Annotated in this window: 9 protein-coding genes; 5 read left to right on the forward strand and 4 right to left on the reverse strand. The window is 43.6% G+C overall.

The window, feature by feature from the left end; genetic code table 11:
- Positions 1-15: 15 nt before the first annotated feature.
- On the reverse strand, positions 16-447 hold the full coding sequence (gene uraH, locus ACTXGK_RS27640; RefSeq protein WP_443514485.1) for a hydroxyisourate hydrolase: 432 nt from the start codon (positions 445-447) through the stop codon (positions 16-18).
- A gap of 403 nt (positions 448-850) precedes the next feature.
- A complete protein-coding gene (serA, locus tag ACTXGK_RS27645) occupies positions 851-2,077 on the reverse strand; it encodes a phosphoglycerate dehydrogenase (RefSeq protein ID WP_394210296.1) in 1,227 nt (408 codons plus the stop codon).
- 335 nt (positions 2,078-2,412) lie between these two features.
- Between serA and ACTXGK_RS27650 the strand changes: the two genes are divergently transcribed.
- On the forward strand, positions 2,413-3,855 hold the full coding sequence (locus ACTXGK_RS27650) for a D-2-hydroxyglutarate dehydrogenase (protein WP_443514486.1): 1,443 nt from the start codon (positions 2,413-2,415) through the stop codon (positions 3,853-3,855).
- 115 nt (positions 3,856-3,970) lie between these two features.
- On the opposite strand, the gene ACTXGK_RS27655 is transcribed toward ACTXGK_RS27650, so the two are convergent.
- The gene (locus ACTXGK_RS27655) at positions 3,971-4,600 is read right to left on the reverse strand and encodes a BLUF domain-containing protein (RefSeq protein ID WP_443514487.1); all 630 of its coding nucleotides are present in this window, start codon (positions 4,598-4,600) and stop codon (positions 3,971-3,973) included.
- Positions 4,601-5,142: 542 nt separating this feature from the next.
- On the opposite strand from ACTXGK_RS27655, the gene ACTXGK_RS27660 reads away from it, so the two are divergent.
- From ACTXGK_RS27660 to lspA, 4 genes are all read left to right on the forward strand, one after another.
- A complete protein-coding gene (locus ACTXGK_RS27660) occupies positions 5,143-6,780 on the forward strand; it encodes a carbon-nitrogen hydrolase family protein (protein WP_371533197.1) in 1,638 nt (545 codons plus the stop codon).
- Between the two features lie 137 nt (positions 6,781-6,917).
- Entirely contained in the window at positions 6,918-7,466 is a 549-nt protein-coding gene (locus ACTXGK_RS27665) for a protein disulfide oxidoreductase (protein WP_443514488.1), read from the forward strand.
- A gap of 449 nt (positions 7,467-7,915) precedes the next feature.
- The gene (gene ileS / locus ACTXGK_RS27670; RefSeq protein WP_443514489.1) at positions 7,916-10,777 is read left to right on the forward strand and encodes an isoleucine--tRNA ligase; all 2,862 of its coding nucleotides are present in this window, start codon (positions 7,916-7,918) and stop codon (positions 10,775-10,777) included.
- Positions 10,770-11,426 (forward strand): signal peptidase II, encoded by a 657-nt coding sequence (lspA, locus tag ACTXGK_RS27675; RefSeq protein WP_443514490.1) that lies wholly within the window; start codon positions 10,770-10,772, stop codon positions 11,424-11,426. Before ileS ends, lspA begins: the two co-directional genes overlap by 8 nt.
- 142 nt (positions 11,427-11,568) lie before the next feature.
- Here lspA and ACTXGK_RS27680 read toward each other — a convergent pair whose 3' ends face one another.
- The gene (locus ACTXGK_RS27680) at positions 11,569-12,228 is read right to left on the reverse strand and encodes a DUF1294 domain-containing protein (protein WP_443514491.1); all 660 of its coding nucleotides are present in this window, start codon (positions 12,226-12,228) and stop codon (positions 11,569-11,571) included.
- Positions 12,229-12,268 lie beyond the last annotated feature (40 nt).

The following is a 12,268-nucleotide window of genomic DNA, read 5'->3' on the forward strand; positions in this document are numbered from 1 at the left end:
GCTTATTAGCATCGCTTAGCTACCGCGATAAGTACTATAGCCATATGGAGATAAGGTGATTGGCACATGGTAATGGTTATCGCCTTTAATATTAAAGTTGACTTCAACATACGGATAGAAAGATTCTAAACCTTGATTTCTAAAATAAGGCGTTGTCTCAAATATCAACTTATAAGTGCCATCATGCTCGACACCATCTTGATTTGGTAGAAAATTACCGATACGACCATTATTATCAGTCTTTTGCGTATTGAGCAATTTCCAGCTACCGGATTTCTCTTGCATCATTAATTTTACATTGACGTTTGGCGCTGGCTTGCCTGTACTAATATCTAAGATATGGCTAGATAATTGATATTTTTCTTGATCACCAGCAGCATGGCTAGCGGTTGCAGTCATCGCTAATACACCACCGAATGCGGCGGCCCTGAGTAAATTATTTTTCATAAATCATCCTATTCAATCGATTATATGTGTTAAATAGATTATCTTCTTCAGTAAGCCATTTATTATTTTAAAGTATACTTACCTGTAGAATATAATCGCGACTCACCTAGAGAATATAGTTTATTTTATTATTCGTTAGAGACATATTTATCCTCGTAGGTTAAATGCACTGGTGTAGTTTATATTATCAATCAGATATTAAAATTAAGGTGATGTTAACTTGCATAAAAATAAGTATAGTGAATGTAAAAATGCTATTTGCTGTCATCTAGCTTATCCACAAATATAAAATATTAATGATCTTCTCAAACGTGCCAATCATTTGATTTAAGACAAAAAAATAGCAGACCATCTTAATAATGATCTGCTATTTTTCTAAAACTATATGTAGAGACAATATTTCTTAAAACAAAATACGTACGCGGATAGTCTCTTCTACATCTTTTAATTGATCGAGTGCAGCGGTCGAATCGTTGTAGTCGACATCCATCACTAGATAACCAACATCACCTTCTGTCATCAGGCTCTGAGCTAGGATGTTAATCCCTGCTTCGGCAAACAAGCGGTTGATCTGAGATAGTACGCCTGGCACGTTTTTGTGGATATGTAGCAGACGATGCGAGTTTTCTTTGAACGGGATAGAGACTTCTGGGAAGTTCACAGCAGTCGCCGTATCGCCTTGGTCAGAGTATCTAACAAACTTATCTGCGACTTCTAGGCCGATATTGGCCTGTGCTTCTTGGGTTGAACCACCGATATGCGGCGTCAAAATCACATTATCAAACTTACGTAGTGGTGATTCAAACTCTTCGTCAGCTGACTTTGGCTCTTTAGGGAATACATCAACCGCCGCGCCCAAAATTTTACCAGACTCAATTGCTGCCGCTAGATCATCAATCTCGACACAAGTACCGCGAGCCGCATTGATAAAGTAGCTGCCTTCTTTCATCTGAGCGAACTGCTCAGCTTTCATCATATAGCGGGTGCTTGGCACATCAGGTACATGCAACGTCACGATGTCAGCGGTTGATAGTAACTCTTCTAGACTGCCAACTTGTACCGCATTGCCTAGTGGCAATTTGGTCACGGCATCATGATAGATGACTTTCATACCGAAGCTTTCTGCTAGCACAGACAACTGCGAGCCGATAGAACCATAACCGACGATACCGATGGTCTTGCCGCGCACTTCATGTGAGTTAGTCGCAGACTTACCCCAGCCGCCGCGATGTACAGTTGCGTTCTTTTCAGGGATACCGCGATACAGCATGATCGCTTCGGCTAATACCAGCTCAGCCACTGAACGGGTGTTCGAGAATGGCGCGTTAAAGACAGGAATACCTAAGTCACGAGCGGCATCTAGATCGACTTGGTTGGTACCAATACAAAAGCAACCAATGCCGATAAGTTTGTTTGCATGCTCAAGTACATCGCGCGTCAATTGAGTACGCGAGCGAATACCGATAAAGTGAGCATCTTTGATCTTTTCGATCAGCTCTTCTTTGTCTAACGCGTGACTGATATTCTCGATGTTGTGATAACCAGCGCCTTCCAATACTTTTAGGGCATTGTCATGTAGACCTTCAAGCAATAAAAACCGGATTTTGTCTTTTTGTAGTGATAACGCCATATGAGAACTGTCCTATAATTGTTTTATAAGATTACCTGTTGGATAATCTGTGATGGATGAAACGAAAACAGTCCCGATATCTTACACAAAATTTGACGCCGATGTTAGCAGATTAGATGAATTATTGATTATCAAGCCTGAAAAATTTTTATGCTATAGTGAATCATTCTGTTTGAAATCAAACAAACCACTTTTTATTGTTTGTCTCCTTTTCTATTTAAAAACTATCACCCACTTATTGCCATCACGAGCCGACTCCTCACTGAATTTATAGTCATTTCGCTATATAATAAACAGTCCCAACATCGTGCTTACGCTAATATTGAGATTTGACCATGACGCTAACTACCGAACAGTCCACCTCCCAAGCCCATACCAATGCTGTGCAAACGATCCTAAGCACGCTGACTGCTACTCATCAATTTGACCCTAGCCAAATCAAAACCGACGCAGAGAGCTTAGAGCACTGGGGTAAAGACTGGACCAAACACTTTGCCCCAGCCGCTGCTGCCATCGTCTTTCCAAAGACCACCGAACAAGTCCAAGCGATTGTCCTGCTTGCTAATGAGCATAACGTCGTCCTCACCCCAAGCGGTGGTCGTACCGGACTCTCTGCAGGCGCAGTTGCCGCCAATGGCGAAATCGTCGTCAGCATGGATAAAATGAATCAGATTGGCCAGTTCTATCCTGCTGACCGCATCGTCGAGATTGAGGCCGGCGTCATTACCGAACAGCTACAACAGTTCGCCGAATCAAAAGATCTCTACTATCCTGTCGACTTTGCTTCTGCAGGCTCTAGTCAAATGGGTGGCAATATCGGTACCAATGCTGGCGGCATCAAAGTCATCCGCTATGGCATGACCCGTCAATGGATTATGGGCTTAACGGTCGTTACGGGTAAAGGGGACATCTTGCATCTCAATCGTGGTATGGTCAAGAACGCCACGGGCTACGACTTGCGCCAACTGTTTATCGGTGCTGAAGGTACGCTTGGTCTCGTCACTCACGCGCAAATCAAACTTGAGCGTCAGCCACAAGACCTAAATGTCATGGTGCTGGGTATGGACAACTTCAGTGACGTTATGAATGTCCTCTCTGCCTTTCAAGCGAAGATTGATTTGACCGCCTTTGAATTCTTTGATGAGGTGGCGATTGATAAGCTGATGGCCCATGGTCAAGTACAAGAGCCGTTTGAGTCACGTACCAAGTTTTATACCTTATTAGAGTTTGAAGCGCCCTACGAGCCGATCATGGAAAAAGCCATGGCCATCTTTGAGCAGTGTATGGAAGAAGGCTGGGTCGTTGATGGCGTGATGAGCCAAAGCTTGAGTCAAGCAGCTGAGCTGTGGAAGCTACGTGAGTATATCTCAGAGACCATCTCTGTATTTACCCCTTATAAGAACGATGTATCTGTGCTGATCAGTCATGTACCCGACTTTATCGCAGAGATTGATACGATTGTCAGCAGTAACTATCCTGACTTTGAGGTGTGCTGGTTTGGTCATATCGGTGACGGTAATCTACATCTTAATATCTTGAAGCCTGAAAACATGAGCAAGGATGATTTCTTTGCCGAGTGTCAAATTGTCAATAAACACGTGTTTGAGACAGTGCAGAAGTATGGCGGTTCGGTGTCTGCTGAGCATGGGGTGGGTATGACGAAGAAGCCTTATCTGCAATATAGCCGTAGCGAGACTGAGATCGATTACTTGCGTGAGGTCAAAAAGGTATTTGATCCTAACAACATTATGAATCGTGGCAAGATTTTTGATATGTGATTGGTAGGCTAACTATTTATCTCAAAAAAAGACGCTAAGCCTAAAGGCTAGCGTCTTTTTTATGTTTGCAACTTTATATTTGGAAAACCCAAATTTACGTTTAAAAAAACATAATTTATAGATATAACAGTACCAGCGCCACAACTAACAAGACACTCAAAAATCCTTGAATAATCAAAAATGCTTGATGCGGTGCCGCGATATGACGGAACATATTGCCTAGCGCATTGTAAGTAATGCCCGCTGCTTTGATATGTGGCGGGGTATCGAAATTTTTGATAATTTGCAAAAATTGCTCAGTACGATCAGGTGACCAGCCGTGCGGCGCAAATGGCAAAAACGGTGAAAGCTGTGCTGCTTGCTCTTTGGTTGCAGGCGACCATAGCCAGCGCTCCAAAAACAGCAGACGCATGCGCCAGTCTGAGAAGCTGCGATGATTAATCTCTTGTAGTAAAAGCACTTCGATGTTTTTGTGACGACTATCAGCAAAGATACGTTCTTGTAGCGCAAATACATGTCTCTTTTCGCCTTCGATGCACTGCAAAAACTGACCATTGCCATAACACAGTGTGCCAGTAATACCATGCTGCTCATTATAATCGCGAGCATGGGCCTCTACATCCTCAAATATAGAGGTGTTTAGACGTGACGCAATGGTCAACGTACTGACATAGACCAGCTGAACCAATGCTGATTCTTCTATTTCATCCCATTTTTTGATTCTATTGCTACGAGTTAAGGGCATAATAAAACGATCCTACAGCCGGACAAATACGGCTAAATTTGACAAGCAAAACGATACTATGCCTGAAGTAAATGAAGATATTGACTCACAAAAACGTAGCAAATATTTACTACGTGAGACTGTTATTACTCATACAGCTTGCTATGATAATGAACAAACTCAAGGGCGCTGACAGTATATAAGGTCGATACAAGAAAATATAAGGCTAATCTAACTTAATATATGAGAAACCGCTTATCCAGCTCTTCTAAGTAACTCAATAAGTGTTAGCATTATATCGATCACGATGACGGTTTTTAATACATTAACTTTCTATCAATTGAGAACTGCTTCGACCGCGATAAACATCAAAACTCGTATTCGAAATGAGATAGAATCTCACCATAACCTATTGTAAACACGACAATAATTATTGTAACGGCAATATTCTCGTATTGGAATATTTTTATTACTTTTTTGTGCAAAAACTTACGTCACTCACCTCTTTAATACTGTCGTATCAAATATCATCACATTTAGTAGAGATTTAACACAGGAATATTATGAGCAAAATTGAAAAATTAGATGACCTTCACCTTACAATCGCTGAAATCAAGAAAAAAGACTACCCCCAATTAAAAGCACTGATGGACCGTGTCTATGCAAACCTAGGTGGTGCTTGGTCTAAGACGACTATTCATACCTTGATTGATGCGTTTCCTGAAGGTCAAATTGCGATGTTTGACCATGATCAATTGATTGGCATTGTACTGTCCATGCGTGTTGATTATGCCAAATTTTCCAACCCGCATACTTATGATGATTTGATTGGGCAAAAAGAAATCATTAGAGACAATCCTGAAGGCGACGCCATTTATGGTCTAGACGCACTGATTGATCCTGAATATCGTGGCTATCGCCTCGGTCGTCGTCTCTATGACGCCCGAAAAGAGCTGTGTCGTCAGTTAAACTACCGCGCTATTTTGGCTGGTGGCCGCATTCCTAACTATCATAACCACCAAGACTTGAGCCCAGGCGAATATATTGACGCTGTTGAGAGCCGCGAAATTCACGACTCTGCATTGTCTTTTCAGTTGTCAAACGGGTTCATCGTCAAGCGTATCTTGACCGCTTATCTACCAGATGACAAACAATCTAAAGGGTTTGCCACCTTGCTTGAGTGGTCAAATATCTATTATGAGCCTAAAGACTACAAGCCCAACACGCGCAAATCTGAGGTACGTATTGGTGGTATTCAGTGGCAAATGCGCGAAGTTGAGTCACCTGAAGAGCTACTACAGCAAGTTGAGTTTTTCGTTGATATCATGGCTGATTACAACTCAGACTTTGCTTGTTTACCAGAGTTCTTTAACGCACCATTAATGGGTTTATGCGAAGAAACCGATCAAAATATCGCCATTCGCTTTTTGGCAGGTTATACCGAATGGTTCAAAAATGAGATTTCGCATTTGGCCGTCAGTTATAACGTCAATGTCATTACAGGCTCTATGCCTTTATTAGACGAAGATGATACCTTGTACAATGTCAGCTACTTGTGTCGCCGTGATGGTACGGTTGACGAGCAACGTAAAATCCACATCACGCCGCATGAGCGTAGCGCTTGGGTCATCGAAGGTGGTGACGAGGTCAAAGTATTTGACACTGATGCTGGTCGTATCGGTATCTTGGTCTGTTATGACGTTGAGTTCCCTGAACTTGCGCGCCTATTAGCACTTGATGATATGGATATTTTGTTCGTGCCTTTCTGGACAGATACCAAAAACGGCTATTTGCGTGTGCGTCACTGTGCCCAAGCACGTGCCATTGAGAACGAATGCTATGTAATGATTTGCGGCTCGGTAGGTAATTTGCCACAAGTCGAAAGTTTAGATATTCAGTACGCACAGTCGTCGATTTTTTCACCGTCAGACTTTGCATTCCCACATGATGCCATCATGGCAGAAACCACCGCCAATACCGAGATGGTGTTTTTCTCAGATGTGAACTTAGACAAGCTGACTCACGTTCGTCACGAAGGCTCAGTACATAACTTGATTGACCGCCGTGATGACTTATTTAGCTTAAAATGGAAGCGTAAATCCAAAATTCCTGCAAGCAAATTAAGTGACGAAGAACGCCGTGAAAACTCAGGCAGTGTGCTTATCGGTGATCCATTACAGAATCGCGCGCAAAAGCCATAGTTAGTTGTACGCGCTTGATATAATGACTTAAGAGTAAACTTCATTAATAAAACGGCTGAATCTCAGCCGTTTTATTTTTATCTGATACCTGTTAAATTTTTGCTCAATGAAAATATCTCAACTAAAAAGCCAACGCCATGACGACTGATCTGGATCAAAAAGACATAAAATCAAAGAAACAGCCAAAGCAGAAGATAATTTCGCTATTTAAAACGGTTGCGCTATACGCTCTGATGTTCGTCGTGATATATAGCGCGGTCAATTGGTGGCGACAGCCTGTCATGCCTGCTAATCCGCAGCTACAACTGACCGATTACCAAGGGCAAACTGTCGACCTAGCAGCGATGAGTCATAAGCGTCCCATACTGGTATACTTTTGGGGTACGTGGTGTTCCGTCTGTAGTTTTACCTCACCAACTATAAATAAGCTAGCAGCAGATAATTATCCCGTTGTCACTATCGCTGTACAATCAGGCTCCGACCAAGAGTTAGATAGCTATCTCAATGAGCATCAATATAGCTTTACAGCGATAAATGACCAAGAAGGCGATATCTTTGCCGATTGGCAAGGACAAGTCACACCGTCCTATGTGGTATTAGAGAATGGCGAGATGACACAAGGATTGACAGGCATTCAACCACTCTGGTCATTAAAGCTGCGACTTTGGCTATCTTCTGTTTTTTAGTCATTAACTGATGTCTTATATTCTAATAAATAAACACTTATAAACAACTAGCATATGATTTAATAGATGGCCTTGTATGTAGATGAAAGCACGACCTTAGACAAAATAAGCCCGATACGGCTCAGCCCTTTTTACCCTATCCTTTTTGTCATATAATAGCTGCCGATCTAAATATTTTTTCTCGTTGTTTTTACAAGCATATTTTATGTTGCAATCGTCTCGTTACCATTTATTATTGACGTAACTATTTACGGGCTGATGAGCAATAATGGCTATTTATTGATATGACGGTTGATAAACCGACTATCATGAGCAATATACCTACTATTAGTGATTAAGCATTATCAACACCGCGTAACCCTCAGTACTATATTGAAATACATTGAATACTGAGCCTTGTAGCCGGTTTTAACCGACACACAAACCTACCTTTTAAAAAGACACCTTCTATGACTGATAAAAGTACTGATACACCAAGCCAAGATTATAAAGATACCCTAAACCTTGCGGATACGCCCTTTGCGATGCGTGCAAACCTTGCCAAACGCGAGCCAGATTGGCTAGCTGCTTGGGAAGCGGATGACGTGTACGGTAAAATTCGTCAAGCGCGTACTGGTGCGACCAAATATATTTTGCACGATGGCCCTCCATACGCTAACGGTCAGATTCACTTGGGTCACGCAGTCAATAAAGTACTAAAAGACATTATTGTCAAATCAAAAACGCTATCAGGATTTGATGCGCCTTATGTCCCTGGTTGGGACTGTCATGGTTTGCCAATCGAACAAAAAGTCGAAGCCAAGGTTGGTAAAGTCGGTAAAAAAGTCTCAGCGACCGAATTCCGTGGTCTATGTCGCGAATACGCCAGCACGCAGATTGAACTGCAAAAGGCAGACTTTAAGCGTCTAGGTGTGTTCGGTGATTGGGACAATCCTTATTTGACCATGAACTTCCATCAAGAAGCCAACATCGTACGTGCGCTTGCCAAAATCTATGACAATGGTCATGTGACTCGCGGTATGAAGCCAGTCAACTGGTGCTTGGACTGTAGCTCTGCCCTAGCAGAAGCTGAAGTCGAATACCAAGACAAAGTCTCTGATGCGATCTATGTCAGCTTCGATGTGCTCGGTACGGATAAAGTGACCGCATTGGCAGATATCGCAGATAACATCGCTGCGGTTATCTGGACGACAACGCCGTGGACACTGCCTGCTAACCAAGCCATCTCAGTCCATCCTGAGCATAACTATAGTGTGGTTGCAACCGAAAAGGGCAATCTACTCCTAGCCACTGATCTTGTTGAGACTGCACTGAGCGAGCTTAAACTAGAAAGTAATGGCGTCCTCGCGACCGTATCAGGCCGCGAGCTTGAAGGCTTGAGCGCGCAGCATCCACTGATTGAAGACCGTCAAGTGCCGCTCATCTTGGGCGATCACGTCACCACCGATAGTGGTACTGGTTTGGTGCATACTGCACCTGGTCATGGTCTAGACGATTATATCGTTGGTCTAAAATACAACTTACCAGTGGAAAACCCAGTAAGCGGTACAGGTGTTTATTTAGATAGCGCTGCTGTATTTGCCGGTGAGCATATCTATAAAGCCAACCCGAAAATCATTGCTGAGCTTAATGACAATGGCCACTTAATCAGCCATACCAAAATTGAGCACAGCTATCCGCATTGCTGGCGTCATAAGTCGCCGATTATTTTCCGTGCTACGCCTCAGTGGTTTATCAATATGGAAACCAAAGGCTTACGTGCTCGCGCGCTTGCGGATATTCCAAAAGTGAATTGGACGCCAGCGTGGGGACAAAACCGCATCGAAGCGATGATGACAGGTCGCCCTGATTGGTGTATCTCACGTCAACGTACGTGGGGCGTGCCCATCACTTTCTTCACGCACAAAGAAACGGGCGAGCTGCATCCAAACACGCTTGAGCTGATGGAAACTGCCGCGCAAAAAATCAATGAGGGCGGTGTTGAAGCGTGGTTTGATGCTAGCTGTGAAGACTTCTTAGGTAGTGAAGCCGCTGACTATGACAAAGCAACGGACACATTGGACGTTTGGTTTGACTCAGGCACAACGCATTTCGCCGTACTTGAGCAGCGCGATGAATTAACCAACCCAGCTGACATGTATTTAGAAGGTTCTGATCAGCATCGTGGCTGGTTCCAGACGTCACTGCTGACGTCGGAAGCCATGTATGAGCGCCCACCGTTTAAGCAAGTATTGACCCATGGTTTTGTGGTCGATGAAAACGGTCGTAAGATGAGTAAGTCATTGGGTAATATCATCACGCCGCAAGAAGAGATCAACAAAACGGGCGCCGACATGCTGCGTCTTTGGATTGCGTCTAGCGATTATCGTTATGAGATGAGCGCTGGTAAAGCATCATTTAAAGGGGCGATCGATCAATATCGCCGTATCCGTAATACTCTGCGTTTCTTGCTTGCCAATACCGACGACTTTGATCCAGCAGCTGACAGCATCGATGTCAACGAATTGGTTAGCCTTGATAAATTTATCATTGAACGCGCACAAACCGTACAAGCACAAATCATGAGCGCTTATGATGCGATGGACTTTCACCAAGTCACTCAGCATGTGACGGCGTTTTGTTCGCAAGACTTGGGTAGCTTCTATCTAGATATCATCAAAGATCGTCAATACACCACGCAGGCGGATGGCCAGCCTCGTCGCTCTGCACAAACAGCGATCTATCATATCACTCATGCGCTGATTCGTTGGATCACACCGATCTTGTCATTCACGGCGCAAGAGGCTTGGGAAGTGCTGAACCAACGTGAGGCTGATAAAGGTGGCTACGTGTTTACCCAAGAGTGGTACGAGTTCCCAGCATTTGAGCTAAGTGCCATCAGCAATGATGACTGGCAGCGTATTATGTTTGCCAAAGACATGGTAAACAAGCATATCGAAACCGCTCGTGGCGAAAAAATTATCAATGCCAACTTGTCTGCCGATGTGAGCCTATACGCTGATGGTGCCATGTATGAAAGTCTAGCCAAGCTTGATGAAGAACTGCGCTTTGTACTCATCACTAGTAACGCAGAACTAAAGCCAATGAGCGAAGCACCTACTGATAGCACTGTACAGGTAGATGAAGCAACCGAAACGAGTACAGAAGAAGCTCTAGACCTAGTGGTACAAGTTAGCGCTGCCACTGGTACTAAGTGCGTACGCTGCTGGCACATCCGTGATGACATTGGCACAGATAGCGCGCACCCTGAAATTTGCGGTCGCTGCGTGACCAACGTCAGTGGTGACGGCGAGGTGCGCCATTATGCCTAACCCAACAGACTCATCTGACAGCCAGCACAATAAACCGTCGCAAGCTGAAGTCGATAAATCGCCTCAGCCTGCTCATGCGACTACAGGTAGCTCGACCACACCTAGAAGTCGACTGACCAAGTCAACAAATAGGACACCAAAGATGGTGTCCAATGGCAGTCGTGCTTTTATGTGGTATGCGCTGGCGCTGATTATCATTGTCATCGATCAATGGACCAAATGGCTGGCTGAAACCAAACTGACCTTTCACGATCCAGTGCCAGTGATCGAGCCATTTCTTAATTGGACACTCGCTTATAATTACGGCGCAGCATTTAGCTTTTTGGCAGATGCTGGCGGTTGGCAAAAGTGGTTCTTTTCAGGGCTGGCATTACTCATGTCGCTGTTTTTGATTATCTATTTACTCAAAGCGCCTCGCAAAGCTACGCTACTCTCGCTTGGACTTGCCATGGTATTGGGCGGTGCGCTTGGTAATTTGATCGACCGTTTGTTACATGGTCATGTGATTGACTTTATCCATGTGCATTATGCTGATGTTTGGCATTATCCGATTTTTAATATCGCAGATATTGCGATTTCTCTCGGTGTTGTACTGATTGTTATCGATATGCTGTTTTTGGAAAAGAAGCGTGAAATGCCACGGTCATAATTCTAAATAGTATTATTACTTATAAATAAAAAGGTGGGTTACGCAGTCGTAACCCACCTTTTTTTGTCTTCTATTTTATTGATTTCTATATACGTCGATGCTACTAATCATTGCGGTATCTGTATCGTTTTTATAGAAAACATCATAATAAATCAGTCAAAGTCTCTAGCCCGCCACCTGCCAATAGAAATAGCAAGCCTGCCATATTAATGACAACGGTCAAATAATAGGTAACTCGAAACTCAGGCTTTTGTGATTTGTGACGCAGATACGTTTGTGCGAGCAACGCTCCTACCCAACCGCCAAGCGCGCTTAGTATATGCAATGTAGACTCAGACGTACGCCAGTCGCCACTCTGGGCAGCAGCTTTATCTTTGGCATACATACCATAAGTAATAATCCCTAGCACGACGTACCAGCCGACCACTAGCCAACTCAGTTTATCTGTTGCTGCTAATAAAACTAGGACACCATAAAAAGCCAGTCCAAGGAACGAGCGCTTCTTTTGTCCTGCTTCAAATTCCGCCTGATGGCTGCGCTTCTGATTACGCTGACGGATTTGCTGATTTTTTTGTGCCATTTTTTGCTGTACAAAACCAAGTTCTTGTACTTGTTTGGCCTGCCTGCGCTCTTGATCGTCTTGTCCAATACTAAAAACGACTTGCTCGCCAACATCAGGACGGCGCTGCGCTCTAAACTCACTCACATGAAAGAAGACAGATTCGCCCGTGTCGGTTTCAATGAAGCCAAAACCTTTGTCATCCTGCCATTTTTTGACAGTGCCCTGTTGCTGATTATCCATACCTACCTTCTCATAATAATTTTGAAATAAAACAAATATA

It is taken from the genome of Psychrobacter sp. T6-5 (assembly GCF_052258485.2).
Lineage (GTDB): Bacteria > Pseudomonadota > Gammaproteobacteria > Pseudomonadales > Moraxellaceae > Psychrobacter.